At 69.7% G+C, this 25,994-nt stretch carries 29 protein-coding genes; 11 read left to right on the forward strand and 18 right to left on the reverse strand.

The annotated features are described in order from the left end of the window. Window positions 1-78 precede the first annotated feature (78 nt). The gene (locus tag OG992_RS04550) at window positions 79-1,062 is read left to right on the forward strand and encodes a helix-turn-helix domain-containing protein (protein WP_266302463.1); all 984 of its coding nucleotides are present in this window, start codon (window positions 79-81) and stop codon (window positions 1,060-1,062) included. Between the two features lie 12 nt (window positions 1,063-1,074). On the opposite strand, the gene OG992_RS04555 is transcribed toward OG992_RS04550, so the two are convergent. Then, on the reverse strand, window positions 1,075-1,551 hold the full coding sequence (locus tag OG992_RS04555; protein ID WP_266302464.1) for a hypothetical protein: 477 nt from the start codon (window positions 1,549-1,551) through the stop codon (window positions 1,075-1,077). A gap of 817 nt (window positions 1,552-2,368) precedes the next feature. Between OG992_RS04555 and rox the strand changes: the two genes are divergently transcribed. Beyond that, entirely contained in the window at window positions 2,369-3,847 is a 1,479-nt protein-coding gene (gene rox, locus OG992_RS04560; protein ID WP_266302465.1) for a rifampin monooxygenase, read from the forward strand. A 93-nt stretch (window positions 3,848-3,940) separates the two neighbouring features. Here the strand turns inward: rox and OG992_RS04565 are convergent, their stop codons facing one another. Then, complete coding sequence (locus OG992_RS04565) at window positions 3,941-4,468, reverse strand: pyridoxamine 5'-phosphate oxidase family protein (protein ID WP_266302466.1); 528 nt, start codon at window positions 4,466-4,468, stop codon at window positions 3,941-3,943. Beyond that, window positions 4,465-5,133 (reverse strand): DUF899 domain-containing protein, encoded by a 669-nt coding sequence (locus tag OG992_RS04570; protein WP_266302467.1) that lies wholly within the window; start codon window positions 5,131-5,133, stop codon window positions 4,465-4,467. Before OG992_RS04570 ends, OG992_RS04565 begins: the two co-directional genes overlap by 4 nt. Before the next feature lie 128 nt (window positions 5,134-5,261). Between OG992_RS04570 and OG992_RS04575 the strand changes: the two genes are divergently transcribed. Next, window positions 5,262-5,723: a helix-turn-helix domain-containing protein gene (locus OG992_RS04575; protein WP_266302468.1), complete on the forward strand. Its 462-nt coding sequence runs from the start codon at window positions 5,262-5,264 to the stop codon at window positions 5,721-5,723. 212 nt (window positions 5,724-5,935) lie between these two features. Here the strand turns inward: OG992_RS04575 and OG992_RS04580 are convergent, their stop codons facing one another. After that, on the reverse strand, window positions 5,936-6,721 hold the full coding sequence (locus OG992_RS04580; RefSeq protein WP_266302469.1) for a phosphotransferase enzyme family protein: 786 nt from the start codon (window positions 6,719-6,721) through the stop codon (window positions 5,936-5,938). 323 nt (window positions 6,722-7,044) lie between these two features. Between OG992_RS04580 and OG992_RS04585 the strand changes: the two genes are divergently transcribed. Together OG992_RS04585 and OG992_RS04590 are read left to right on the forward strand one after the other, a co-directional pair. Next, window positions 7,045-7,716 (forward strand): uridine kinase, encoded by a 672-nt coding sequence (locus OG992_RS04585; RefSeq protein ID WP_266302470.1) that lies wholly within the window; start codon window positions 7,045-7,047, stop codon window positions 7,714-7,716. Window positions 7,717-7,805: 89 nt separating this feature from the next. After that, entirely contained in the window at window positions 7,806-8,492 is a 687-nt protein-coding gene (locus tag OG992_RS04590; protein ID WP_238685600.1) for a Type 1 glutamine amidotransferase-like domain-containing protein, read from the forward strand. 96 nt (window positions 8,493-8,588) lie between these two features. On the opposite strand, the gene OG992_RS04595 is transcribed toward OG992_RS04590, so the two are convergent. From OG992_RS04595 to OG992_RS04620, 6 genes are all read right to left on the reverse strand, one after another. Continuing rightward, window positions 8,589-9,113, reverse strand: coding sequence for a hypothetical protein (locus tag OG992_RS04595; RefSeq protein WP_266302471.1), 525 nt, complete (start codon window positions 9,111-9,113; stop codon window positions 8,589-8,591). A gap of 13 nt (window positions 9,114-9,126) precedes the next feature. Further along, window positions 9,127-9,588, reverse strand: a complete 462-nt coding sequence (locus OG992_RS04600) for an HNH endonuclease (protein ID WP_266302472.1) — start codon at window positions 9,586-9,588, stop codon at window positions 9,127-9,129. Window positions 9,589-9,699: 111 nt separating this feature from the next. Next, window positions 9,700-10,260, reverse strand: a complete 561-nt coding sequence (locus tag OG992_RS04605) for a dihydrofolate reductase family protein (protein ID WP_266302473.1) — start codon at window positions 10,258-10,260, stop codon at window positions 9,700-9,702. Window positions 10,261-10,264: 4 nt separating this feature from the next. Next, complete coding sequence (locus OG992_RS04610) at window positions 10,265-10,753, reverse strand: SRPBCC domain-containing protein (protein ID WP_266302474.1); 489 nt, start codon at window positions 10,751-10,753, stop codon at window positions 10,265-10,267. Continuing rightward, window positions 10,753-11,163: a helix-turn-helix transcriptional regulator gene (locus OG992_RS04615; RefSeq protein WP_266302475.1), complete on the reverse strand. Its 411-nt coding sequence runs from the start codon at window positions 11,161-11,163 to the stop codon at window positions 10,753-10,755. The genes OG992_RS04610 and OG992_RS04615 overlap by 1 nt, the downstream gene beginning before the upstream one ends. Window positions 11,164-11,362: 199 nt before the next feature. After that, window positions 11,363-12,208, reverse strand: a complete 846-nt coding sequence (locus OG992_RS04620; protein WP_266302476.1) for an alpha/beta fold hydrolase — start codon at window positions 12,206-12,208, stop codon at window positions 11,363-11,365. Between the two features lie 52 nt (window positions 12,209-12,260). Here OG992_RS04620 and OG992_RS04625 point away from each other — a divergent pair, with 52 nt between their 5' ends. Then, window positions 12,261-12,689 carry a helix-turn-helix domain-containing protein gene (locus OG992_RS04625; RefSeq protein ID WP_266302477.1) on the forward strand — a complete coding sequence of 143 codons (429 nt, stop codon included), beginning with the start codon at window positions 12,261-12,263 and terminating at the stop codon, window positions 12,687-12,689. Here the strand turns inward: OG992_RS04625 and OG992_RS04630 are convergent. Beyond that, window positions 12,682-13,620, reverse strand: coding sequence for a LysR family transcriptional regulator (locus OG992_RS04630; RefSeq protein ID WP_266302478.1), 939 nt, complete (start codon window positions 13,618-13,620; stop codon window positions 12,682-12,684). The genes OG992_RS04625 and OG992_RS04630 overlap by 8 nt on opposite strands. Window positions 13,621-13,748: 128 nt before the next feature. On the opposite strand from OG992_RS04630, the gene OG992_RS04635 reads away from it, so the two are divergent. Beyond that, window positions 13,749-15,170 (forward strand): MFS transporter, encoded by a 1,422-nt coding sequence (locus OG992_RS04635; RefSeq protein ID WP_266302479.1) that lies wholly within the window; start codon window positions 13,749-13,751, stop codon window positions 15,168-15,170. A gap of 86 nt (window positions 15,171-15,256) precedes the next feature. Here the strand turns inward: OG992_RS04635 and OG992_RS04640 are convergent, their stop codons facing one another. Beyond that, window positions 15,257-15,997, reverse strand: coding sequence for an SDR family oxidoreductase (locus tag OG992_RS04640; protein ID WP_266302480.1), 741 nt, complete (start codon window positions 15,995-15,997; stop codon window positions 15,257-15,259). 126 nt (window positions 15,998-16,123) lie between these two features. On the opposite strand from OG992_RS04640, the gene OG992_RS04645 reads away from it, so the two are divergent. Further along, complete coding sequence (locus OG992_RS04645; RefSeq protein WP_266302481.1) at window positions 16,124-16,603, forward strand: Rrf2 family transcriptional regulator; 480 nt, start codon at window positions 16,124-16,126, stop codon at window positions 16,601-16,603. Between the two features lie 30 nt (window positions 16,604-16,633). On the opposite strand, the gene OG992_RS04650 is transcribed toward OG992_RS04645, so the two are convergent. Beyond that, entirely contained in the window at window positions 16,634-18,187 is a 1,554-nt protein-coding gene (locus tag OG992_RS04650; RefSeq protein ID WP_266302482.1) for a glycosyltransferase family 39 protein, read from the reverse strand. A 123-nt stretch (window positions 18,188-18,310) separates the two neighbouring features. Between OG992_RS04650 and OG992_RS04655 the strand changes: the two genes are divergently transcribed. The 3 genes from OG992_RS04655 to OG992_RS04665 are packed head-to-tail and all read left to right on the forward strand — an operon-like array spanning window position 18,311 to window position 20,457. Beyond that, window positions 18,311-19,342, forward strand: coding sequence for an aldo/keto reductase (locus tag OG992_RS04655; RefSeq protein WP_266302483.1), 1,032 nt, complete (start codon window positions 18,311-18,313; stop codon window positions 19,340-19,342). Then, a complete protein-coding gene (locus tag OG992_RS04660; RefSeq protein WP_238685614.1) occupies window positions 19,339-19,845 on the forward strand; it encodes a DUF664 domain-containing protein in 507 nt (168 codons plus the stop codon). Before OG992_RS04655 ends, OG992_RS04660 begins: the two co-directional genes overlap by 4 nt. A 24-nt stretch (window positions 19,846-19,869) precedes the next feature. Beyond that, window positions 19,870-20,457 (forward strand): GNAT family N-acetyltransferase, encoded by a 588-nt coding sequence (locus OG992_RS04665; protein WP_266302484.1) that lies wholly within the window; start codon window positions 19,870-19,872, stop codon window positions 20,455-20,457. Here OG992_RS04665 and OG992_RS04670 read toward each other — a convergent pair whose 3' ends face one another. The 5 genes from OG992_RS04670 to OG992_RS04690 form a co-directional block, all read right to left on the reverse strand. Then, a complete protein-coding gene (locus OG992_RS04670) occupies window positions 20,458-21,744 on the reverse strand; it encodes an MFS transporter (protein ID WP_266302485.1) in 1,287 nt (428 codons plus the stop codon). A 149-nt stretch (window positions 21,745-21,893) separates the two neighbouring features. Then, on the reverse strand, window positions 21,894-23,162 hold the full coding sequence (locus tag OG992_RS04675) for a hypothetical protein (RefSeq protein WP_266302486.1): 1,269 nt from the start codon (window positions 23,160-23,162) through the stop codon (window positions 21,894-21,896). After that, window positions 23,159-23,680 (reverse strand): SigE family RNA polymerase sigma factor, encoded by a 522-nt coding sequence (locus tag OG992_RS04680; RefSeq protein ID WP_238685618.1) that lies wholly within the window; start codon window positions 23,678-23,680, stop codon window positions 23,159-23,161. Before OG992_RS04680 ends, OG992_RS04675 begins: the two co-directional genes overlap by 4 nt. 133 nt (window positions 23,681-23,813) lie before the next feature. Next, entirely contained in the window at window positions 23,814-24,728 is a 915-nt protein-coding gene (locus OG992_RS04685; protein WP_266302487.1) for a hypothetical protein, read from the reverse strand. Then, the gene (locus OG992_RS04690) at window positions 24,715-25,962 is read right to left on the reverse strand and encodes a hypothetical protein (protein WP_266302488.1); all 1,248 of its coding nucleotides are present in this window, start codon (window positions 25,960-25,962) and stop codon (window positions 24,715-24,717) included. Before OG992_RS04690 ends, OG992_RS04685 begins: the two co-directional genes overlap by 14 nt. Between the last annotated feature and the right edge of the window lie 32 nt (window positions 25,963-25,994).

Genomic DNA, 25,994 nt, shown 5'->3' on the forward strand with positions numbered 1-25,994 from the left:
GCGTGGAAACCGCGTTGTGGGTAGAGACAGTCGAAGCATGCAAGAATCCATCCTCGCATATGGGGGGAGGCGAACGGAGTGTTGCCCAACCTTGTGGTGGACACGACGGTGCTGCCCCCGGCGGACCGTTTCGCGTTCTGGTATGCCCTGGTCGCCCAGGAGACCGCGCCGGCGCACATCAGCAGCGGCCATCTGGACAACTTCGTGGCCTACGCGCAGGCCATCGATCTCGGCCGCATCCGGATGACCTCGCTGCGCTACCCGTCGCTGGACTCGATCCGGCCCACGACACTGGTCCGCCGAGCCGAGGGGGACGTGTATCAACTCGCGCTACCACTGACGGGTCACAGCACCTTGATCCAGGACCGCACCGAGTCCACGCTGGAAGCCGCGAACCACTTCACCCTCTTGGACACCGCACGGCCGCACGTCGCCCGGCATCGCGCGGACGGTCTCGGTCCCGCCACCTCGATCACCGTGCAGATACCGCACGCGGCGCTGCCGCTGGCGCCGGACCGCCTCCGCCGCCTCCTGGCCACGCCGATGCCGTCGCACCTCGGCGTCGGCGGGCTGTTGGCCCACCACCTGCGCAGCATCGCGGCGCACCCGGAGCAGTTCGAGCCGGCCCAGGCCGAGATCCTGGGCGGGGTGGCGGTGGACCTGCTCACTGCCGCGCTCGCTCAGTACCTCGACATCGAGGACACCCTGTCACCGGAGGCGCGGCAGACCGCACTGCGGGCCCGGGTCGTCGACTTCATCGACCGCCACCTCGACAGTGACGAGCTCAGCCCTCGCAGCGTCGCCGCCGCCCACCACATCTCGCCGCGGTCGCTGCACCGCCTGTTCGAGGCGGAGTCGACGACGGTTACCGAACTCATCCGCGCCAAGCGCCTGGAGCAGTGCCGGCGTGATCTCGGCAACCCGCTGCTGCGGCAGTCGATCCAGTCCATCGCCGCCCGTTGGGGTTTCCCGGACAAGGCCCACTTCAGCCGCCTCTTCCGTGCCCACTACGGACGTTCGCCCCAGGAATACCGCACGGGCGTCGCTCGCCGAGATCGGTGACCGACCCGACCGCTACCGCCGACGGTCGGTCGGATCGTCCTCGACGAAGTCCCGGACCGCGACGCGGATGCTCTCGCCGTACGGGTCGTCCGGTAGCCGTTTTAGGTGTTCACGGGCCAGGGCGAGGTTCTCCCGGGCCGGGCCGACGTTGCCCAGACGCCGGTGGCAGTCGGCCAGGTTGAGGTACAGCGACGGCAGGAACGCCTGGACCTGGAGCGAGGACAGATACCGCTGGGCGCGTTCGTCGGTCAGGTCGGACACGGCGGCCAGGGCACGTTCGTCCCAGGCCAACTCCGCCTCGGTGGTGTCCTGCAGGTCGGCGAGGTAGTGCGCCAGGGTGCAGCGGTGCAGGGCGTCACCGGTGGGGCCGAGTTCGTCCCACAACACGGTGAGCAGCTCACGGGCTCGGGCAGGTGCGCCGCTCTGGCCGAGCTGCACGGCCTCGATGATGCGGGTCATGGTCGGGTCGACGGTCGCCTGGTCGGTCATGTCGCCGATGGTCGGGCCTCAACCCGGTCGAGGGTCAACTCCGGACGAAAGTCGGGCTGGCCGAGCGGAGCGCGGCGTCGATCGCGCACCCGCCGGGCGGACGACGCTGGCCGAACCAGTTGACCTTGCGCCTGAATGTCAGCAGGGTGTTCTCTACCCGGCGGAGGAGGCAGATGCGGCGGCGAGACTACTCAGGACCCGAGGACCTGATCGCCATGCAGCGTGCCGTCCAACGCTCCTGGACACCGGCGAGCCGATGGCACATCGGTGACCTCGCCTGGCAGCGCAACGCGGCGCCGCGGTCAGCCTGGCCTGCCTGCACGCGCTCCGGGCAGCCGGCGCCACCCGCGCCGTCGTCTACCCCCGTGGGACGCCGCCTACCCCGTGCCCGGACACCTTTACCAGCGGCTCGGATTTCGCCCAACCGCGCGAACCGCCACCCACTGTCGTTCCGCCTGAGCCAGAGCCCCACCACAACTCCGGCCACACCCGACACGAGCGCGAACGCGGTAGCGGTGACCTTCGCGACGGTGCTGCCCGACCTCCCGGGGCTCACCGACGCCGAACGCGCGCTGATGGCCGAGTGGCTTCACCGATCGCTGACCCACCCAACGCCGTGATCACCTGGCGAGGAAACGACTCGACGGGATCACGTTGGGGGAGATAGCTTGCAGTCGACCGTGACACCGCCCGAGGAGGTGAGACCCATGAACGTTGTAGCGATGTGGGTACTCCCTCTTACCGTCATGGTCGGGCGATTGACGTAGGTGTCGCCGGGAGCGCCTTGCCAACACGGCACTCCCGAAAGGCAACACCTATGTACCCTCCGCAATTCAGCGCCGAGCCCCCGTCGACCGATCGCACGCCCCGCACGTACGACGTGATCATTGCCGGCTGCGGGCCGACCGGTGCGGTGCTCGCCGCCGAACTACGACTGCACGACGTGCGGGTCCTCGTCCTGGAGAAGGAGACCGAACCGGCGTCGGCCGTCCGGATCGTCGGCCTGCACATCCGCAGTCTCGAGCTGATGGCGATGCGCGGGCTGCTGGACCGCATCCTCCCGCACGGGCGGCAGCGTCCGGCCAGCGCCTACTTCGCCGCCATCGCCAAGCCCGCGCCCACTGGCCTGGATTCCCGGTACGCCTACCTGCTGGGTATCCCGCAGCCGGTCATCGAACGGCTGCTCGAAGAGCACGCCATCGAACTGGGCGCGCAGGTCCGGCGCGGTCGGGCGGTTGCCGGGTTCGAGCAGGACGACGAGGGTGTGACAGTCGAGCTGGCCGACGGGGAACAGCTGCGCTCGCGCTACCTCATCGGCTGCGACGGCGGGCGCAGCACGGTGCGCAAACTGCTCGGCGTCGGCTTTCCCGGCGAACCCGCACGGACCGAGAGCTTGATGGGCGAAGTGGAGGTGGGCGTTTCGCAGGAGGAGATCGCCGCGAAGGTGGCCGAGATCCGCGAGACCCACCAGCGGTTCTGGCTCCGGCCCGCGGGCGTCGGGGTCTACAGCGTCCTGGTTCCCGCCGTCGGGGTCAGCGACCGCGCCGAACCGCCCACCCTCGACGACGTCAAACGCCAGCTGCGCGCCATCGCCGGGACCGACTTCGGCGTGCACTCCCCGCGCTGGTTGTCCCGCTTCGGCGACGCCACCCGGCTGGCCGACAGGTATCGGGTCGGGCGGGTGTTGCTGGCCGGCGACGCGGCGCACATCCATCCGCCCATCGGTGGACAGGGCCTCAACCTGGGCGTCCAGGACGCGTTCAACCTCGGCTGGAAACTGGCCGCGCGGATCCGCGGCTGGGCGCCGGAGGCACTGCTGGACACCTACCAGGCCGAACGCCGTCCGGTCGCCGAGGCGGTGCTGGACAACACCCGCGCCCAGACGGAGCTGCTGTCCACCGAACCGGGCGCCCAGGCCGTACGCAGGCTGCTCATCGAGTTGATGGACTTCGACGAGGTGAACCTCCATCTGCTGGAGAAGATCACCGCCATCGGTATCCGCTACGACTTCGGCCCCGGCCCCAACCTGCTCGGTCGCCGTCTGCCCGACCTGGACGTGAAACAGGGCCACCTCTACGGTCTGCTGCACCGCGGCCGCGGTCTGCTGCTGGACCGCACCGAACGCCTCACCGTCGGCGGCTGGTCGGACCGGGTCGATCACGTCGCGGATTCGACTGCGGCACTGGACGTTCCGGGTGTCCTGCTCCGCCCCGACGGCCACGTCGCCTGGATCGGCGACGGCCAGCGGGACCTGGACGACCACCTTTCCCGCTGGTTCGGCGAGCCCGCCCACTGATCTCAGGCCACCGGCCTCGGCATCGAGGTGAAAAGTGTGGCCCAGACCAACCATCGGCGGACGGGCTCGGGGCGACGCCCCGAGCCCGGTCACTCAGGTTTGGTGGAACCGCCAACGGGTCGCGGTCAGCCCGTCCGGGCCGTAGCCGAAAGCCCGGACGGGGGAGACCTCGTAGAAGGCATACTCGGGCGATCCCGGCAGACTCTCGTCATGGACTCGTCCGTCCCTGATGGCGAACGTCCAGTCGTACTTTGTCGCGGAGGCGGCGGCCACCCGGCGCAGCGCGGTGCCGCCCGAAACCTGGTGAGCTCCACCGCTGACCACCAGGTCGAGGTCGTCGCTGCTCACCGTGATGACAGCGCGGGGGTTGCGGGCCAGGTTCCGGCTCTTGCGGGAGGTCGGGCGGCTCGCGATGCGCGGCACCCCATCCACCAGCACCACCATCACCGGCGCGGCATGTGGGCGGCCGTCCGGTCCGACAGTGGACAGCCAACACTTGTGCGCGGACTCCAGACAGGCCAATGCCTGGCTCCAGGGCTTGAGTGTCGCCAGGTCGGTGTTGAAGGGTGTTGCATCGTCCTGCCGGAAGAGAAGCTCAGCGACTGGCGTGTCGACTGTCATGACGCATCATCTGTCGTGTCGTACTCGTCGTGCAGCCGCCACCACTGGTAGGGCTGGGTCTGCGGCCAGCCTTCCGGCGAGTCCTCCCAGGTCTCCTGTCGGCCGTATGGCGTCAGGTCGAGGAAGGTCCAGTTGCTGCCGAGGCGTTCCACGCCCCTGGCGGTGGTGGTGTAGGTGCGGAAGATCCGGTCCTCGGCACGGAGGAAGACGTTCAGCGCGAATCCGTCGCCGGTTCCCATGTCGGCGTTGAAGCTGTTGTTCAGTGACGAGTACCAGGGCAGGGTCCAACCCATTCGCCGCCGCAGCGCCAGCAGGTCGTCCAGTGGGCCATGGGACGTCAACGCCAGGGTGACGTCGCGGACGTTGAGGTGGGCCGGGTGCCCGACGTTGTCGGTGAACAGCGAGCAGCCGGAGCAGACAGCGTCGACGCCGTGCCACATGAAGGTGTACACGATGAGCTGGCGGCGGCCTTGAAACAAGTCGGTCAGACTGACAGGCCCGGACGGGCCCTCGAACACGTAGTCCTGCTCGACCGGTGTCATCGGCAGCCGGCGACGTGCCGCGGCTACCGCGTCGAGCTGGCGGGTGAGTGCCTTTTCGTGGACGCGCAAGGTGTTCACTGCCTCTTGCCAGTCCTCGGTCGACACGATCGGCGGATGGTTCATGCGGGCCTCTCTCGGCTTCCAGACGCGTGTGGAGGGGGCAAAGACCAGTCCGTTCCTTAAGGAGATGGACTGATGCGACGCTAACAGAGTCAGTTCCCTGAAGGAACCATCTTGCGTATCGTGGCGTCATGCAGCGAACGCAGTTCGGCGCCATGGCGTGCTCGATCGCCCGCACCCTCGACATCATCGGTGAGCCGTGGTCTCCGCTGATCCTGCGGGACGTCTACGGCGGCACGCACCGCTTCGAACAACTCCAGCGCGGACTCGGCATGTCCCGCAAGGTGCTCGCCGAGCGGCTGAACTGGCTGGTCGAACAGGGCGTCCTGGCCCGGCGTGAGTATTCCGCCCGGCCGGTCCGGCACGAATACCTGCTCACCGACAAGGGGCAGGAGCTCTGTGATCTGCTGCTTGTCATGGTGCGGTGGGGTGACCGGTGGACGGCGGGCGAGGCCGGCCCGCCGGTGCTCTACCGCCACCACGCCTGCGGCAAGATTAGTCACGTGGAACTACGGTGCTCGGAGTGCGAACAGCCCATGCGGGCTACGGACATCGATCTGTTGCCCGGGCCCGGAGCCGACCCAAGATCTTGACCATCGGATCGGTCAACACCACCGTGATCCGCATGCGGAGCGGGTCCCATCGACGGCGGCCACCAGCCAGCACACTGCGAGCAGCCGCGCCGGGCGGAGGTCGGCCCGGGCGTCGACGAACACGGCGTGGGTGGGCTCGGTAGGAGTCCGGGCGCAGGCGATGCTGGCTGCGGTGCCGCACGCGCAAGGTCGACGCTGGGCGGCCTATCTGATCAGGTGTCATGGAGGATCAGCCGATCGGCATTCGCGGTGATCCACCTCGCGTCGCGTCGGTAGAGCCCGACGTGACCGCGAATGTCCTCCTGGCCCTGATCAGCCCGCGCCTCGGTGAAGACGGCGAGGTCGTGTAGCCGAAGGGCTGCGACCTGAAGGACGTGAGCAGGGCCTTGCTCCGAGCCGTAGGCATCACAGAGCACGCGCAGCCGACGTGCCCGTTCGCCCAGGTCACTGCCGATTGCGTCGCCGTTGTCGGGATGGGCCAGCGGCACCAGTCGGTAGGCGAGGTAGGCCAGGTCCCACGACCGGGGACCGGGAGAGGCCGTGTCCCAGTCGATGACTCCGGTGAGCCGCCGGTCGGTGAAGACCATGTTGTACGGCGCGAAGTCGTTGTGACAGATGACCTCAGCTGGCTGCCGCACCGGGAACTGCCACACTCCACCGACGGTGTCGAAGCTGGCGCTGGCCTGGTGAAGTTGTCCGAGGTAGACACCGGCATCGGTGAGGACGGCGTCGCTCCAGATCCAGTCCGGCAACGGGTACCGCGGCACGATGCCCGGCAGGTACGAGACGCTGTCGCGTCCGTGCTCATCGGTCCCGAGTGGCTGCGGAGCCCAGGTGACGCCGTGCTCACGCAGATGTCGTAGCAGGCGTTGAATCGTCGGGCTCCAAGCCCCGGCACCGCGCCGAACGGTGGCACCGACACGTGTCGCGCCCCCCATGTTGCCCCCGGGTAGCGCTTCCTCGTGCTCGCCGACCGCGTTCGCGCCGTGGTCATCCATGCCCACATCCTCAGCGCGTGAGGTCCGCGAAGCCAACGCGTTCTTGAGGCGGAGCTGACGCTAGTGGCCGGGGCCAGGGGAGCCAAATACTGGATTGTAATTAACGATAATCCGTTAATTACCTGGGACGAAAGGCGCGAAACGTACAGGCACCATAATGACAGTTATGCTGCCTAACGGCTGAGGATGGTGTAAGTCCCAGACAAGCCGACTGTCCTGTCCCGACGGGCTTAATGTGAGCCGCTGCTGGTGAGGCGTCTGCCAGGATGATTTCCACGATCCGTGGGGCGTGCTGCGCTTCCGGTCCTGAACGGAGGAACGACGTGGGCCTCGTGCGGGGGCAGTTGCTTGACGACGTCGCTGACATGGTTCCGACGCTCCCCGCCCCGCAGTGCGTACGGGTGGCCGTGGACGGGGTCGATGGGGTGGGTAAGTCCACGTTCGCCGGCGAGATGGCGGCGGTGCTAAGCGGCCGGGGACGTCCTGTCGTGCACGTGTCGGCCGACGACTTTCATCACCGTCGTTCTGTGCGGCGTCGCCGGGGCCAGGATTCGCCGGAAGGCTTCTGGCTCGACAGTTACGACTACGGAGCCCTCGTCCACAACGTGCTGGAGCCGTTCGGTCCCGAGGGCTCTCGCCGTTACCGTCCCGCTGCCCACGATCTTCGGACCGACGAGGCCCTGGACCTTCCGTGGCGGGCCGCGGCGCCGGGCACGGTACTCATCGTCGACGGGCTGTTCCTGCACCGTGACGAGTTGATGGAGTTCTGGGACTTCTCCGTCTTCCTTGACGCGCCGTTCGCGGTCACCGTCGCACGGATGGCCCGACGCGACGGCTCGCATCCGGATCCCGAACATTCCAGCCTCGGCCGCTACGTCGGCGGCCAGCGGCTGTACTTCGCCGCCTGCGCGCCGCACGAACGCGCGGACGTCGTCATCGACAACCAGGATGTGAGCCGACCGGTCCTCGCCAAGGCCGACATCGGTCGACGATGATCGAGATGAGTGAGAACGAGCCGAGCCGGGACGCTGGTTCTCATGGGCAACGCGATCGCCGTCATTGGGTGGCTGAGGAGAGCGGATCGATGAAATTTCTTCTCACGTCGTCGGGCATCTGCAACCCCAGCATCTCCGACGCGCTCGTCGACCTGCTGGGCAAACCGATCGCCGAGGCCACAGCCCTGTTCGTCCCCACTGGTGTCTACCCCTTCCCCGGCGGAGGCGAGAGGGCATGGAAGGCGATCCACGGCCGACCTTCGATCCCGCTGTCTGAGCTCGGTTGGAAATCCCTGGGCGTGTTGGAGCTCACCGCGCTGCCGACCATTCGAGAAGAGAACTGGGTCCCGGCGGTGCGGGGCGCCGATGCCCTCCTGGTCTGGGGCGGCGATGTGCTGTACCTGACCTACTGGATGCGCCAGTCGGGCCTGGCCGACCTCCTGCCGTCGCTGAGTGACACGGTTTATGTGGGGGTCAGCGCCGGGAGCATCGCGGTCACCCCGTACAACTGCGACGCCGAATTCGACAGGCAATTCGTCCCCGACGGCAGCGACATGGCGCAGGGTGCCGACCGGGCGCTGGGACTGGTGGATTTCACGCTGTACCCCCACCTCAACCATCCGGACATGGAGGACACCGAGCTGTCCGACATTCAGAAGTGGGCGTCCGGAATCCCGGTCCCGACCTACGCCATCGACGACAACACCGCCATCAAGGTGGTCGATGGCACCGTCGAGGTCATCTCCGAAGGAGACTGGAGACTGATCGACCCCTGACCGAGACGTCCCGTCAGACACCGACGCGAGCGCGCTTGCTGGTCACCGGATTGCGGGGGCGCCTGCTACCGCGGCAACCGCACTGCTCCTGATCCTTCAGACCGAGTTGCGATACCCGTCGGGTACGACGCCGCAGTTTCGGCAGGCCCTTCCCGGGCGGGAATCCTCGTCGCCGCAGACCAGGCATCGTCCGGCCAGGTCGACCCCTGCGGCGTACGCATCGAGCACCCGCCCCACCACGATGGAGAGCACTTCGGTGGGATGCTTCTGCGGATCGGGGCAGTAGGCGATGTCGTGGCAACCCCACGAGTCCCACGGATGCGGCGTTGTGGGGGTTCGTCGGCCTGCCTGTTTCTGCAGTCGCCGCTGGGCCGCGAAGGCGACTGCCCTTGCCAGCACCAGAGCGCGGGCTGTCTCGAGTTCACCGAGGGCCCGGACCAGCGACGGGGGATCGGCTTCGATGTCGCGGGGGATGCGGTGCCGGGTCGCCAGGTGATGCCAGGTGGCGTGGAAGCCGTACGGCGCGAAGTGGTAGAGGCAGTCCCGTAGGTGCGACCGGCGCCGTCGAGGGCTGAGGCTTTCGTCACGCACCCGGCGGGCGGTCACGGGGAAACTGGTCATCTCAGGACGATCGCTACGAGCGGCCGTACGCGGCGCGGGCCTGGGCTACCTCGGCGGCCTCACGTTCACGCCACCGGCGCTGGGCCTCCCGGTTGCAACTGCGACAGACCCGACGGTACCGGCCGGTGGCCTGGTCGATCTCACGGTCGTGGCCGTTGCGGCACTGTGCCACCTGGTTGCGGCTGCGGCAGGCCTCTGCCCGGCTGAGCTGGCGCAGATGTGTCGGCTCGATACAGTCGGCGGCGCCGCAGGTCTGGTCGACGTCGAGGGCGGGGTCGTACCCGCCGACGAGGACGACGTACGCGGCAATGTGCGCCCAGGCGCGGCCGGCGACCTTCTGGTGCACCCCGCGTCGCCGCCCGTAACCTTCGATGACCAGGCAGCCGTTCTCGGTGCGATGTGAGCGCTCCAGCAGGTGGGAGCGCAGCGACTCCTCGGTGTGGTACCGGGACAGACCCTTCACGACCGAGAGCACAGTGTCACCGTACCCACGTCCTGCGGCGTCGTCGAACGACGCCTGCGTGCCTGCTCGGCGGCCAGTCGGCGTCACCGACATCCTGTGAGGCCGGTGACGCCGACGACCGTCTCAGGTGCGGATGCGGTAGTGCAGGTGGACGACACCGCTGCTGAATCGGTGATTGCCCAGTAGCTCCAGGTCAAGGCGGGTGCCGCTGGGCAACCCGGGCTTGCCTCCGCCGGTGAGGATGGGATGGATCAGCAGGTGACACTCGTCGATCAGCCCGGCCTGGAATGCCTGCGCCGCGAGATGTGCGCCCCCGATGGTGAGGTCACTGGTGGCCGAGGCTTTCACGGCGCGTACCGAGGCGGGGTCGAAGCTCCGTTCGAGCCGGGTCCTGGCGGTCGAGGTCGCGTCCAGGGTGGTGGTGTAGACGACCTTGGCCGCTGCCTGCCAGACGTCGGCGAAGTCGGCGGTGAGCTTCGAGTGTGCAGCCAGGGCAGGGTCGGTTTCCCAGAGGGCCATCGACTCGTACAGACGCCGGCCGTAGAGGTAGGTGCCCATGGGCCGAACCAGGTCGGTGATGAACGCGAGGTACTCGTCGTCGGGTGGGGTCCAGTCGAACCTGCCGTGTTCGTCCTCGATGTAACCGTCGAGGGACACGTTCGTCACGTAGATCAGCTTGGCCATGGCGTTACACCTCGACGTGCACTGCGACGGGGTGGGCATTCCGCAGTGTGGCGTCCAGTTTGGAGAAGGCCTCGTTCCAACCCTGGTCGGCGGGGCCGACCACCCGCCCCGGGAGCCACTGACGGATCTCGAGGCGCGTCCGTCCATCGGCCTCGTCGTGGAACTCGACCCGCATCCTCGTCTCGTGCGGCTCAATGCCCTCCGGCAGTTGCCCGGTGACGTGCGCGACGCCGTCGAGCAGTTCGCCGTCGACGACGTCGGTGAGGTCGACGTGGACGGCGACTCGAAGGCCGGGTTGGGTCGGGAAGACCTCGGTCCACCGCTGGTAGCCGCCAGGCCGGACGTCGAAGTCCATCTCCTCGCGGGGCAGTGAGTTGCCGATCGGCCCCCACCATGCGGCCAGGTGGTCCGGGTCGGTGAAAGCCCGGTAGACCAGCTCCCGTGGCGCGTCCACCACGCGTGAGATGACGATTGGCGGCTTGTCGTTGTCCATCAATTCTCCTTGTCGTGAGGCTTGCTCGGCGATTCGGTGTCGGGAATCGCCGCGCCGTGGGCCGTTCGATCCGTTGGGCGACCAGCGGCCTGGACGGCCGCGAGGTGGGCGTCGAGGCGGGTGAGGGACGTATCCCACAACCGCCGGTAGCGCTCGATCCACTCGGCCGCTTCGCGCAGCGGGGCGGCCTCGATGCGACTCATCCGCAACTTCCCCGACCGGGTGCGTGAGATGAGACCCGCGCGCTCAAGGGCCTTCAGGTGCCGCGACACCGCCGGCATCGAGATCGGGAACGGAGCGGTGAGCTCGGTGACCGTGGCGTCGCGGTCGGCCAGCTCGGCGAGGATCGCCCGTCGAGTCGGGTCGGCGAGCGCCGAGAACACCGCGCTGAGTTGATCGCTGCCAGACACCAGAGCCTCCCACCTCACTTAACCAACACGTTAAATGTAGTGCCGGCTGAACGCCTGTCAACACGCCGAGACATCGCGGTGACCACCGCAGGTAGGCGCAGCCTCGTCGAGGTGCCGGCGGGCACCGACTCGGCGGTGGCTGCCGGCACTGGGCAACGCCGGGCTCGCGGTGTGGCTACCGCTGTCCTGGCGAGCGGGCCTACGGCCGGGAGAGACCGTCGCGGTGCTCGGTGCCGCTGGCGTCGTGGGACGCGAGGATCAGCTCCGCAACGGCGTCTGGACGGTCGAGCGGAACGAGATGGCCGCTGCGCGCGACGAGCGTTCCCGTCAACTCGTCGGTGACCGGGGCCAACTGGTGGTGCAGGAGGTCGCCGACCGTGTTGCCGCCGACGGCGAGGGTGGGCACGGTCAGCCGTCCCGCCGCGAGGATCGCTGCCGCGTTCTGCTCCGCCGCCCGGTAGTAGCCGAAACCGCGGCGCAGTGCCTCGCGGCCGGTGTACGCGTGGACGAACGCGTCCCGGATCTCCGGCGGCACGCCCCGGCGCTCGTAGGTCCCCGCCGTGAGGAACCAGTCCAGGTATTCGCCCTCGTGACCCTCCAGCACCGTCTCGGCCAGCCCGGGGGCCGAGTGGAAGCCGAACCACCACGGCGGCGTGGCGAATCCGCCCGGCAGGCCGGGCAGCACAGCCTCCATGAGGACCAGTCGGCGGACGCGGGTCGGGTGCCGTACGCCGAGCAGGAAGGCGGCGGGCACGCCGGCGTCGAGGGCCACCACATCCGCCCGGTCCAAACCGAGTGCGTCGAGCAGCCCGAGCATGTCGTCGGCACCGGTCGCGGCGTCGAAGCCAGCTGCCGCGTGGGCGCTGTCGCCGAGCCCGCGTAGGTCGGGCGCGATGACCCGCCGCCGGCTGGCGATCAGCGGCAGGACGGAGCCCCACACCTGCCAGGTGTGCGGCCAACCGTGCATCAGCAGCACCGGCGGGCCGGCACCGTCCAGCGCCACATTCAGCTCGGTGCCATTCGTTGGGATCCGTCGTATTTCCATCTCATCCTTACCGGTTACCATCGGTTACCTACTCAATCATGGAGAGTGGCGAATGATCGGACAAGACGGCACTTCACCGACACCTGGTGAGCTGGAGGTAACCGGGGATCTCTTCAGCCCGGCCTGCCCGACCCGGGAGCTGCTCGACCGAATCGGCGACAAGTGGACGTCGATGCTGATCAAGGTGCTCGCTGAGGTCCATCCGGGCGAACTCGGGTTCGCCGAGCTGCGCCGCCGGACGCCCGGGGTGTCGCACAAGATGCTCTCGCAGACCTTGCAGAGCCTGCGCCGTGACGGCCTGGTCACCCGCCGCGTCGAGCCGACAGTGCCCCCACGCGTCTACTACGCCCTGACCGATCTGGGTGTCTCGTTGGACGCACCGCTGGCAGCGGTACGCGCCTGGGCTGAGCACCACATGGCTGCGGTTGGTAGGGCCCGCCGCCGTCACGACGATCAGGTGGCCGCCGACCTGGCTAGCTGAGGTGCGCCCATGCCGGTAGCCAGACCTCGGTGCCGGGTGCCCGCACCCGTCGGGAGCCGAGGTGGTCGCGGAGCGCGGCCAGCGCGGGGTGCGGGTTGTCGTCGCGCCAGATGAGGGACATGGGATAGATCGGGGCCGGGTCGCGCACCGGCACGCGTCGGAGGTCGTAGCTGTCCGGCCAGAGGTACCGGGTGCGCTCGCCGGCGAGGGTCGCCAGCTCCGTGGAGTCGGCGATCTCGGCCAGCAGCGCCTCGTTGCCGAAGACCGGTCCGACCAGGTCGATGGTGAGGCCGAACGCGGCGGCGAGTTCGTCGTAGTAGTCGGCCCATTCGGTGCCGGGGGCCATGCCGGGCATCCAGATGCGGTGGTCGGCAAGTTGTGCGGGCGTGACGGTGCGGGCGTTGGCGAGCGCGTGGCGGGGGCCGACCAGCAACTCGTGGTGCTCGTCGATCACGCGCGTGGTCCTGATGGCGGACGGCAGGTGGCGTGCGGCGACGGTGACGGCGTGGAAGGTGGCGTCGACAGTTCCCGCCTCGACGGCGGCCATCGCGGCGTGAACGTCGGCGTCGAGGGTGACGACGTCCAGCTCGATGCGGGGATGCGCGCGGTGGAAGTCCTGCAGCAGCACCGCCGGTGCGATCCGTCGGCTGTGCACGTCGACGCGCAGTGCCCGGCGGCCGGGGCGTACGGAGGCGTCGGCGCGTGCCTCGGCCCGCAGCAGCTCGCGGGCGTGCGGCAGGAACGTCTGACCGTCGACGGTGAGGTGGGTGCCGCGCGCGGTGCGGGTGAACAGCCGTACCCCGAGGTCCTTCTCGAGTGCGGCGATGCGCTTGGAGACGGCCTGCTGGGTGATCGACAGTGCCGTGGCGGCGTCCTGGAACTGGCCGGCGTCGACGGCGGCGACGAAGGTGCGGACGGCGTCGAGATTCACCCGCCGAACCCTACTGACACAACGTCTGGTTGTGGCTCACCGCCCATGCGGTTGTTTGATCCATGGTCCCCGGCCTTGCTGTGATCACACCGGTCAACGGCAAGTTGTCGGGAGCGGGAGGTGTGGGCTTGTCAACGAGACGTTCCCTGGGACGGCCGTTCGGCTGGTTGTGGGCGTCGTACGCGGTCAGCGCCTACGGCTCGGGGCTGGGATTCGGGGCGTTGCCGTTGATCGCCGTGCTGGTGTTGCGGGCCAGCCCCGCCCAGGTGTCCGTGTTGGCCGCGCTGGGGCCGGCGGTGGGCGCGCTGATCGCGTGGCCGCTCGGGCCGTGGGTGGAGTTCCACCGCAAGCGGCGGGTGATGATCGCGATGGACCTGGCCCGGTTCGTGGTCCTGCTGACGATCCCCGTCGCGTACGCGCTGGACCGGCTCAGCTTCGGGCAGCTGCTGGTCGTCTCGGCCGTGCTCGCCACCACCAAGATCGCCTTCAACGCGGCCAGCGGCGCCTTCCTCAAGGCCCTCGTGCGGCCGGACGACCTGCTGGTGGCCAACGCGCGGTTCGAGTCGACGACCTGGAGTTCGATCGCGCTCGGGCCGCCGCTGGGCGGCGCGGCGGTCGGCCTGTTCGGGCCGGTCGTCACCGTCGTGGCCGACGCGCTCAGCTACCTGCTCTCCGCGGTGGGCCTCACCGCCATCCGCGGCCACGAAGACCACCCCCGGCGCACCGGCGCAGGCCGGGTCCGGGCCGGGGAGCTGTTCGACGGCTGGCGGCACCTGCTGACCCACCCCGGTCTGCGGGCGCTCTACCTCAACCATTTGCTCGTCGCCGGGCTGATCATGGCCACCGAGCCGCTGCTGGCAGTGCTCCTGCTCGGCGAGCTGGGCTTTCCGCCCTGGCAGTACGGCCTCGCCTTCGCCCTACCCTGCGTCGGCGGCCTCATCGGGTCACGCCTGGCCCGTCGGGTGGTGGCTCGGCACGGCCAACACCGGATCATCCGCACCGTGGGCACGCTGCGCGCGATCTGGCTGATCGGCCTCGCGTTCGTCCAACCCGGCGTGGTCGGTCTCGCCACGGTGATCGCCGTCGAGTTCGCGATCATCATCAGCATGAGCCTGTACAACCCGGTGCTCGCCACCTACCGCCTTCAACAGACTCCGAAGGATCGCATCGTCCGTACCCTCTCTGCCTGGTCGATCGGCAGCAGCGCGGCCATCGCCACCCTCAGCGCGCTCGGTGGGCTGCTCGCGCAGGCCACCAGCCCACGTACGGCGATCACGGTCGCGGGGCTGGTGATCCTCGCGAGCCCGCTGCTGCTGCCCCGGCGCCCGGGCGCCGATCGACGGACACCGGCGCACCGGGTCTACGGGCGCTGCCACTGTCGCAACACGGCGTCGGCCCGGCTGATGGCGCGACTCGGCATGCGGCAGGAGGCACGCCACGTCGAGAGTTACCTGTTTCGGGGGGAGTGGGCCGACCAGCTCGTCTTCGCGATCCTGGCGCACGAGTGGCGGGCCGGGACCAGCACGTCGCAGGGTGGGACGCGCCAGTAACTGGATACGGCCGAGAGCGCGGTATCGCCGTACCCGCGCGTCGCGGCGGCGGTCGATCGCCGCCGCGAGACGCGGGGTGTGCCCAGTCAGGCCCGGCGCGCGAGCCACTCCCGGTAGGAGGTCGGCGCGATGACGGCGTCGTCGCCTGCGATGAGGACGTCGCCGGACATGGCGGCGAACATGCCCGCGCCGTTGTCGGTGGTGACGGTGCGCTGGTCACCACCGGCGGCGAGCGTGATCCGCCCGAGCTCGTCGAGGGCGAAGACATCGGGCCCGGCGACGTTGCGGATGCCGCGCAGCGGCCCGCCCATGCTGACCTCGGCGACGGCCTGCGCCACGTCGGCGGCGGCCATCGGCTGTACCGGCGTGCTGGGCAGGCGGACGGTGGTGTCGTCGGCCGTCCAGGACAGGATCGACTCGATGAACTCGAAGAACTGGGTGGCGCGGACGATCGAGTACGGAATCGGACCGGCCGTGAGGATCTCCTCCTGGAGGCTCTTGGCGCGGTAGTAGTCCAGGTCGGGCACCTGGTCGACGCCGACGATGGAGAGGATCACCGCGTGGCCGACGCCCGCGCGAGCGGCTGCGGCCAGCAGGTTGTCCATGGTCGTCTGGAAGAACGCGGGCGAGGCCTCGTCGAAGGTCGGCGAGTTCGTCAGGTTGACGACGACCTCGGCGCCAGCGAGCCCGTCGGACAGGCCCTGCCCGGTGAGCAGGTCCACTCCGGTGGACGGCGAGAGCGGCACCGCCTCGTGCCCCGCGGCCTGCAGGATCTTGACGACCTGCGACCCGATGAGGCCGGTCCCGCCCAGTACGGCGATCTTCATGTCATGCACCTTCCCGTGACGGCGTGGTCCGACTGCTGAGGTTCAGCAGTTACTCGGACCTTCCTTGTCCGAGTAACTATACTCGGACACAATGAGTCCGAGTATCGGGGTGACTAGGGTGACGTCATGAAGATGTCCGGCGGGGTCGAGTGGGCGCTGCACTGCTGCGTGGTGCTCACCGTCAGCCACACGCCCGTTCCGGCGGCCAAGCTGGCGGAGCTGCACGACGTCTCCAGCAGTTACCTCGCCAAGCAGCTCCAGGCGCTCGCTCGCGCCGGCCTGGTCCACTCCGTGCAGGGCAAGTCGGGCGGCTACGTGCTGACCCGCGCACCGGAGAGCATCACCCTGCTCGACGTGGTCCGGGCCGTCGACGGGCCCGGCCCGGCCTTCGTCTGCACCGAGATCCGCCAGCGCGGCCCGTTCGCGACACCGGCCGACGCCTGCACCACGCCGTGTCCGGTGTCCCGCGCCATGTGGGCGGCCGAGGCCGCGTGGCACCAGGCGCTCGCCGCGGTCACGATCGCCGATCTCGCCCGCGACGTCGATGCCACCTCCGGCCCCGAGGCCCTGGTCGGCATCCAGGCCTGGCTGACCGGCGGAGCCTGACCCCGACCCGGCGCAGCCGGGTGAGCACTGTCAGCCGGTGTGGCGTACCTCGGTGTCCCAGATCTGCGCCCACGGACGCCGCAGCCCCCGGCACACGTGGATCGGGCCGCCGTTCTCGTCGTTGTCGACCTCGACGCGCTGGTCCACCCGCCCGGCGAGGGTGCACTGCTCGAACCAGGTGGTGAGCTGGTCGGGGCGCTCCCAGCCGACAGCGACGACCACGTCCGCGTCGGCGGGCGGCCGACCGAAGTCGACCATGCTGTTGTGCCCCGAGTACGCCCGGGGCAGACCCCGGGCCGGCCCGTAGCGGGCCACCGCGCCGGCCTCTCCGTAGTTGCCGGTGAGGACGACCGCCCGCGAACGCTCCTGCGGCGGCAAGCCACGATGGACGACCGCGAGAGAGTCGGCGAACTCGGGCCAACCGATCGTCTCGCCGGCGTCGTAGTTGACGTCGACCACGAAACCGGGCAACCGGTCGGCGGGCAGCACCGGCAGCAGCAGCACGACGTTGGGCAGCAGGAACGGCACCACGCCCAGCGCGAGCAACCCCCGACGCCACCAGAACGACCCGCGCGAGGCCCACGCCACGGTGACCAGCGCGCCGGCGCCGGTGAGGACCAGCAACAGCGGCGCGTCGTAGTAACCCTTGCCGCCGGCGATCAGCACGACGCCGACCACCACCAGCCACGCCGAGCCCACCGCCCGGTAGGCCCGCCACGCCGGTCGGCGAAGCAGCGCGACGAGGCCGGCGATCCAGATCGGTACGGCGTACGGGCTGATGATGACGAAGTGGAGGGTGAAGGCCTCAAGGCGGCCACTGTAGGAGCTGTCACCGTCGGAGATGGACCCGGCAACGCCGAGCTGCGGAAAACCGTTTGTAGCCTGCCAGATCAGATTCGGCGCGGCCAGCAGCACGGTGATCCCGGCGGCGGCGAGCACCCACCGGTCGCGCAGCAGTCGACGCGGCCCGGCGATGAGCACTCCGGCGACCAGGCCGACGGCCAGCAGCGCGGGCAGCAGCTTGCTGAGCATGCCCACACCGAGCGCCAGCCCGATGCCCAGCGCCCACCGGCTGTCACCGGTGCGCAGCAACCGCACCGCACACCACGCCGCGACCAACCAGACCAGCAGGTCGACGGTGGTGGTGCTGAGCAGGTGACCACTGGCGAGCACGATGCCGGAGAGCGCGGCGAGCACCGCCGCGAAGAGCTGCCCGACCCGGCCACCGCCCAGCTCCCGGGCGATGGCGGCGACCAGCAGCACCGCGGCGCCGGCCAGCACCGCCGACGGGGTCCGCAGCACCACCAGGTTGCCCGGGGCGATCGTGTCGAGCAGCCGGGCCAGCACCGGGACCAGGGGCCCCTGATCGACGTAGCCCCAGTCCAGGTGCCGACCGGCGAGCAGGAAGTACAGCTCGTCGCGGTGATAGCCGTAACGGCCCGCGAGAAGCAGCAGCGTCACGGTGGTCGCGGCGGCCACCAGCCACGGGCCACGGGTACGAGCGCCGGGCTCCGGCGCCCGCCCCGACGGCGGCGACTGGGTCGGCCGCTGAGGTCGGTCGATCTCGATCGCGGGCTCGCTCACCCGCTCATGATGACCTGCGGCGTCGCCGCGTGGGTGCCCCAACCGGCGTTCGGCACTGTCCCGAATGCGGGTGGCCGAGGCGGGTGCGAAGATCAGCTTTGTCACTCGGACCGAAAGGACGATATGCGCTATCGCACTCTGGGCAAGACCGGCACCGTGGTGTCCACCCTGTGTCTGGGCACGATGACCTTCGGCGCGGAGACCGACGAGGCCGGCAGCTTCGCCCAACTGGACCGGTTCGTCGAGGCCGGCGGCACCTTCATCGACACCGCTGACGTCTACTCCACCGGCGTCTCCGAGGACATCATCGGGCGCTGGCTGCGCAGCCGACCCGACCTGCGTGACCGCCTGGTGATCGCCACCAAGGGCCGGTTCCCGATGGGCCCGGGGACCAACGACGCCGGCCTGTCCCGGGTGCACCTCACCCGCGCCCTGGACGCCAGCCTGCGCCGACTCGGCGTCGAGGCCGTCGACCTTTACCAGGCGCACGCCTGGGATCCGCTGACCCCGCTGCCGGAGACGCTGCGGTTCTTCGACGACGCGGTCAGCGCCGGCAAGATCCGCTACGCGGGGGTCAGCAACTTCACCGGCTGGCAGTTGCAGAAGGCCGCCCTGCTCACCCAGCACCTCAACCTCACCCCGATCGTGACCCTGCAACCGCAGTACAACCTGCTGGCCCGGGAGATCGAGTTCGAGTTGGTGCCGGTCTGCGAGAACGAGGGCATCGGCATCCTGCCGTGGTCACCGCTGGGCGGCGGGTGGCTGACCGGCAAGTACCAGCGCGACACCACGCCCACCGGCGCGACCCGGCTCGGCGAGAACCCGCAGCGCGGCGTCGAGGCGTACGCGGGTCGCAACGCCGAGGAGCGCACCTGGCGGGTGCTCGACGCGGTCCGCCAGATCGCCGAGGACCGTGGCGTGTCCATGTCGGCGGTCTCGCTGGCCTGGCTGGCGGCCCGACCGGCGGTCACCTCGGTGATCCTCGGCGCGCGGACCACCGAGCAGCTCGACGACAACCTGACCGCCGCCGACCTGGTCCTCGACGCCGAGCAGATGCGGCTGCTGGACGAGGCGAGCGCCCCGCTGGTGGGCGACTACCCGTACGGCGCTGCCGGGGTGCGTCAGCGCGGCCGTGACCTGCCGGCCGGATCATGACCTCGTTCCCTGAGCCCACCGACCCGGCCGGCAGCCGCACCGAGGTCTTCCTGCGCTACCTGGACTACTTCCGCGAGTCCGCGGTGGCCAAGGTGTCGGCGCTGGCCGAGCCGGAACTGCGGCGCAGTCGGCTGCCGTCCGGGTGGACCCCACTGGAGCTGCTCACCCACCTGCGCCACGTCGAGCTGCGCTGGATCGAGTGGGGTTTCCAGGGCCGGGACGTCGCCGAGCCGTGGGGCGACCGTCGCGACGACCGCTGGTACGTCGCCCCCGACGAGACCCGGGCGGATCTGGTGGCGGCGCTGCGGGCGCAGGGCGCGCACACCACGGCCGTGGTGACGGCGCACGACCTGGCCGAGATCGGCGCGCCGGGCCCGCGCTGGAGAGGCGCGGACCCGGCGTCGCTGGAGCGGGTGCTGTTCCACCTGGTGCAGGAGTACGCCCGTCACCTGGGTCACCTCGACGTCGTCGCCGAACTCGCGGGCGGCCCGACCGGTGAGTGAGGCCGTCGGCCCGATAATGGGCTGATGCCGCTGCTCGTCGCACCAGCCCTGCCCGCCGGGAGCCTCGCCGCCCAGGAGCAACCCCACCTTCCGGTACGACCCGGGCTGGCCCTGCGGCCGTGGCGCGACGACGACGCTCCGGCCGTCCGGGCCGCCTTCGACTGTCCGCGGATCCAGCGGTGGCACGTCCGCCGCATGGACGGCGACGACGAGGCGCGGGCGTGGACGGCGCAGTGGGTCGGTCGTTGGCATGACGAGACGTCGGCCAGTTGGGCGATCGTCGACGCCGACGACCGGCCGTTGGGTCAGGTGGGGTTGCGGGGCGTGCTGCTGGTCGAGGCGTCGGCGCAGCTGTCGTACTGGTTGGTGCCCGCCGCGCGCGGCCAGGGTCTCGCCACCGAGGCGCTGCTCGCCCTGACCCGGTGGAGTTTCACGCGGGCCGGTCTGCACCGGCTGGCCCTGGAGCACTCGACGGCCAATGCGGCGTCGTGCCGGCTGGCCACGCGGGCCGGCTTCGCCGAGGAGGGCGTGGCCCGCGGGTCGGTTCGCCACTCCGACGGCTGGCACGACATGCACCTGCACGCACGGCTGCGCACCGACGGCCCGATCTGATCAGATTGTCGGCGCGGGTGGCGTCGTCGTCGGCGTCGCACCATCCTCGTCGGCCCGTCGGATCGCCCGTGGCAGTCGCAACGCGACGACTCCGGTAGCCACCAGCCCGCCGATGCCCGCGACCATCAGGGTCACCGGGGCGGACGTGGCGTCCAACAGGACACCACCGGCGAGGTAGGACGTCGCGGCGGCGACCCCGATCGCACCGTACAGATTGCGGAAGACCCGGCCGAGCATTCCCGCTGGCACCGTACGTTGCAGCAGCGTGCTGGAGGCGACGTCCATGGCCGCCAACCCGAACCCACGGACGGCTTGCAGCCCGATCGCGGCGGCGACGGCCCAGGCGAGCCCGGTCAGCAGGTTGCCGACACTGCTGACGGCGAAGCCCGCGATCAGCAGCAGCGGCATCGATGCCCGCGAGCCCCATCTGGACAACATGGTGTATCCGGCCACCAGTCCGACACCGACAGCGCCCAGCAGCAGCCCGACAGCGGATTCACCGACGTGGAAGGTCTTCTGGGCCAACAGCACCAGGGCCACGTCGTCGACCCCGTTGAAGGCGACCACAGCGGTGAAGCCAAGGAAGATCACCCGCACCGTCGGAACACTCAACAGATAACCGATGCCCGCTCTGGCCTGTCGCAGCAGGGACGGCTGGTGCCCATCGCCGGTGGCCGGCGGAAGTGAGGGGAGCGTCGCGAGCAGCACGGCCGAGACCAGGAACGACACGGCGTCGACGAGCAGCACGCCACGCAGTCCGACCAGCGGGAACAGGGCTGCGGCGAGCAGGGGGCCGACCGCCTCCGCCGCGTTGGAGCCGAACCCGAGGGTGGAGTTGGCGGTTTCCAGGCCACTGTCACCGACCAGTGCGGGCACCGCCGCCCGAGACGCCGGTTGGAAGAGCTGCGAGGCGGTGGCGCGAATCGCGACGAGTGCCAGCAGCACCGGCAGCGAGGGCATCGTCAGCACGATGACCAGCAGGACCACAGCTTGGATGAGTTCGCAGACGACCATCAACCGTCGCAGATTGAGCCGATCGGCGAGGGCACCGGTGAAGGGACCCAACAGGGACGGAGCGAAGTCCCCGACAAGGAGCAGAAGCGCGACTGCCAGCCCCTTACCCGTCGTCTCGGCGACGTGGAAGATCAGTGCGACAAGGCTGAGTGAATCGCCCGCGTACGAGACGAGCCGTGCCGAGAAGAGCGTTCGGAACGGCCTGTTGCGGCGAAGCAGCTGGGTGGGACGCAACGGCGCAGCGCCTGCCGTGGCGAACGCTGCGCCGGACATCTCGACCTTCCCCTGTCGTCAAGGGTTGCGGTGAGGCGTCGTGCCGCCGATACACACGCCGGGTGACACCGTTCACCGACCAGCCCGTAGGTGAAGGTAGCCATCACCGCGTCGGTGAGCGCGCTATTTACCATTGCTGGGGAGCTGATTCAGGAAGCGACCGGGACGTTGGTGGTGGTCCCGTTGTCGTCGGTGACCCGTACCTCGGTCGCGGTCGCGGGCAGGAGCGCCGCGTTGCGGCCGGCGTCCTGCCACTGGCCGTCGCCGACCCGGTAGCTCAGCGCTGACCCCTCGGCGGCGACGAGAACGCCCTGGTCGTCGGGCAGTCGTAGCCGCACGGGTAGGGGTGCCGACCAGTCCGCGGTCGTGCTGGCCACCGCCTCGAACGGAAGGTACCTGCGGGCGAGCAGTGCGATGACGCGGGACGGGTCGTCGTCGTACTGGACGGTTTCCACGAGGAGCCGTTGGCCATCGGGGGTTGCCCCGTAGACCCACAGGAGGGGAGAGCCGTTGTGCGTGTGCGCTCCGACCGGGTCGATGTATTCGGCGAGGGCTTCCGTCGGCGCGTTCACCTCTTTGGCAGCCGGGTCGGTGCCCCAGACCTGCTCCGCGCCGGGCAACGTGTGGCGAAGAAGCGGTGGTGCGGGCCGATCCTTGTTGTCGGGGAAGTAGATCTCGCTCGTGCCGTCGATGTGAATCACGTTCTGCCGTCCAACGGGAATCCTGGAGAGCGCGACGGTGAGCTTCGTGCGCTGCGGCGACACCGACAACACCGCCGCACCGTCCTGGAATGCCACCGGCTCGAAGGTTCGCTCGACCTTGCCATCTGGCTTGTACCGCAGTTGCGGGGAGAACTGCACCGGTTGCCCGAAGTCCAGCACAAGGAGCACGTCGCGCTGCGGTCCGAGCAGCACTGCCTGCTCGAGGCCGTCTGTTTCGCTGTCGGTGGCCTGCGTCAGGGTGCGGACGCGCGGGCCGCCGGCTGTGGGTTCGACGAACCCCACCGTCGTGCCGTGTGCGGTGGCGTGGGCGACGTAGGCGGCCGGGCCAGCAGGCGTTCCTCCTGCCCACACCACGTGCGGCTCGCCGCGCGTCCGATCTCCGACCTCCTTGATCCGGCGCTGCCACACCTGGCGGACCTGCCGCAGGTATCCCTCGTCGGCGGCCAGATCACCGCGAGTGGGCTGGTCGAGCAGCGGTGACGCGACAGGAGCATCTCCGGCGTTGCCGGGTAGGTCGAGGACGCCAGCCACGGGCACGGCCACCACGACCGCGCAGACCGCCGCCAACACGGCTCGCCGGCGCACCACCCGCCGCCGCCCACCCCGACGCACCTCAGCGAGCAGGCCCGGTGGGCTGACCAGGTCATCCGTCGCGCGGTGCAGGATGCCGCGCACGTCACTGTCGTTCATGGTCATCGCGAACTCCCGGGTCCAGTGATGGGCATGACGAGGTTCGATCCGGCCAGCGCCTCTCGCAGCCGAGCCAACCCACGGGAGGCGTGACTCTTCACCGCGCCCTCGGAGCAGCCCATCGCCGCCGCGACGTCGACGACCGGCAGGTCTTCCAGGTAACGGAGCACGACAGCGGCCCGCTGCCGAGCCGGCAACGACCGCAGCGCCCCGACGACCAGCTCGCGAACCGCCACCACGTCGGCGTGGTCCCGGGCAACCCCGTCGTGGTCGCCCAGCGACTGTTCCGGACGCCGGGAACGCCACCGCCACCGGTTGATCGACCGATTGACCAGCGCACGTCGCGCGTACGCCTCCGGGCTGCTCTGCACCCGACGCCAACGCACGTACATCTGCTCCAGCACCTCCTGAAGCAGGTCCTCCGCCGCGTGCCGGTCTCCGGTCAGCAGGAAGGCAACCCGCAACAGCACCCCCGACCGTGAGCGAACGAAGTCGTCGAACTCCGCCCCGCGCGAATCCCTCATCTGACCTCCCGGCCTCGTCAACCAGCAAGACACCGGGTGGGCTCGCGAGGTTTACCGGTCCGGCAACTCTGCCCGGGTCGGACCCGGTGGAGGGCCGGTGATCCGGGTGGCGCGGGTGGTGGACGGCCAGCGGTCAGTACGGGCAGCTGCGCCCGTCGCGCACCATCTGCGCGTACTCGGGGCCGGTGATGCGCAGCCGATCGGTCTCGGTGCCGTCCTTGGCCCGACAACCGTTGAACGGACTGAGGTAGACCCAGGTGTAGGCCGAGTCGTCAGCGCGCCCGGTCACCTCGAACGGCTTGTCGCCGGGCGCCGAGATCACCATCGTCTGGCGTCGTCCGTCGGCCAGGTAGTCCAGCTCCAGTCGCCATCGGCAGTGCTGCTTGGCGCTGAGCGCTCGTACCTGGATGACGTTCTTCTCACCCTTGGGCAAGGTGATCTTGTGGCTGGCGAAGAACGGGGCACCGGCGTCCTCGCCATCCGGGTCGTCGACGAGCATGCGGGGATTCGGCCGATCCACGTGTGTCACGAGGACGATCTTCTTGGAGTCGCCCTGGGATTCGTTGGGCTCCTGGATCCCGGTGAGTGGGGGACGGCAGGGCTCGACGAGGACGGGCCGGAGGTCGACGGCCTCGGCGGCCTCGTCCCGGGTGCCGACGAGGGTGATTTCCCAGGTGCTCCGTTCGATGTCGACGGCGCCGGCCTCGACGGTCGGGTCGTCCGGCCGCTTGGCGTCCAGGCGAGCCAGGTCGGCGCCGGCGGGGTAGACGTAGTCGAGCGCGCCCTCCTGTGGGTAGGGAACGTGTTTGAGGTCCAGGACGACGACCGGCCCCCGGCCAGCCAACTGCTCGGCCAGCTCGTTCGCGGGCTTCCACTGGTTGATCGCGCCGAGGACGACGGCGCCGAGCCAGGTGGCGACGGCACCGACCACGATCGTCAGCAGCCAGGTGACGGGACGCTTCCACCAGGCGATGGTTGCCGGCGCGGGGGGCGGCGCGGCCGCGGTGACGCCCTTACGGCGACGCGGGGGCTTGTTACGTGGACTCATGGGCCGGAGTCTCCTGCGTATCGATGGACGTGTCGGTGTCGAGGAGCCGACGGGCCAGCAGCACGGGCAGCGCGACGAGCCAGCCCCAGGCCGCGCCGAACCGCAGCGCCGAGGTCAACTGCAGGCCCAGGGACTCCCAGGGGGCACACCCGGTAGGGGAGTCCGAGATGGCGCAGCCGACGAGGACATCGGACGTCGCTGTCAACGCGGACGCCGTGATCGTGGCACCCCAACAGACCACGACGAGCCCGAGGCGGTGCCCGGAATTCGGCAGGCCGCCGACCAGCGCCCAGAGCAGGAGCCACAGCACCACCAACAGGGCGAGGGCGAGCACCGACCTGTGCGCCCAGAGGTCCATCGACAGGGGATTCGGATCGATCTCGTGGGTCAGCCGGTACTCCACGTCATCGCGTGTGCGTGGCGGCGGGGACAGGGCGGGGCGGGACAGGAACACAGACAGCAACGCCAGGAAACCTCTCCCCGAGTAGCTGTCCCACACCGCCTGGGTGCCGTTGATCAGCATGAGCACCAGCACCGGAAGAACGCCGGCCAGGGCAAGGTTCGGGCCGCGTCCTCGCACGTCGCCGAAGAGCGGAACGCGGGCCGCTGGCGCGCTGTCGGCAACCCGGGCCTGAGCCTCGCCGTCACCTTCGTCGGTCTTAGTCCTGAGCCGGTCCAGCAGCAGTATCGCCAGGCTGGCGCAGCCCACCAGGGAGGCGTTCGTGCCCGCCAACAGGCAGCCGAGAAAGAGGGCGTCGGACGTCCAGCCGGTCAGCGTCAGGTGTGCGCTGGCGAGGAGCGTGGAATGGTCCAGTGCCTCGTTGGCGTACCAACCGGTGGGGGCGGTGTGGACGCGGACCACGAGGGTGGCCCACCAGAGCAGGTCCCCGACCGCCGTGGCGGTGAGGGCCGCGGCCGCGCCGACCATCGCCGCCACGAACGGGTGCGTCCGCCGGGTGACCAGGCCGCAGGCCAGGTACGTCGAAACCCCGACCAGCAGGATCACGACCCAGCGGATCAGCGGCGTCACCGCGTCCATCATCGGGGCGGTCATGGGGTCGAGGGGGGCGAAGAAGACAACCCCCTTCGCGACGAGGGTCCGGAAGTCGACGGCGGTCCGCGTGACGGTGATCGGCCCCGACATGGAGTTGACCTCGGCGGTGACCCCCAGGTACATCAGGGTGGCGCCCACCGCGGCGAGCACGGCGACGACGATCCTGAATGGTCGGCTCATCGGGCCGGCCTCATCCCGGGGCCTGTCGTCAC

This window comes from Micromonospora sp. NBC_00362, from assembly GCF_026342155.1.
Taxonomy (GTDB): domain Bacteria; phylum Actinomycetota; class Actinomycetes; order Mycobacteriales; family Micromonosporaceae; genus Micromonospora; species Micromonospora hortensis.